Here is a 222-nt window from a genome sequence, read left to right as displayed (position 1 = left end):
GTTCGCCTTCTTCGCTTCCGCCAGCTCCTTGCGGAGACCCTTCAGCTCTTCCCGCTCGGCGCTGGTGAGTGCGCCCGCCGGGCCCTCGCCCCGGTCGGCTTTCGCCTGGTTCACCCAGGTCCGCAGGCCTTCGGTGCTGACGCCGAGCTCGCGGGCCACCTCGGCCACCGGCCGCCCGGAGGAACGGACCAGCCCGACGGCGTCCCGCTTGAACTCCTTGGG

At 72.5% G+C, this 222-nt stretch carries 1 protein-coding gene; it reads right to left on the bottom strand.

Going from position 1 to position 222, the window contains the following annotated elements:
• Positions 1–222: transposase (locus IG74_RS0145290; protein WP_030689848.1), on the bottom strand; the 222-nt coding region annotated here is incomplete at both ends.

Origin of the sequence: Streptomyces sp. NRRL B-1347, assembly GCF_000720325.1 — a bacterium.
Taxonomy (GTDB): Bacteria; Actinomycetota; Actinomycetes; order Streptomycetales; family Streptomycetaceae; genus Streptomyces.
The sequence above is the reverse complement of the archived record's forward strand: the minus strand, read 5'-3'. Positions and strand labels throughout refer to the sequence as shown.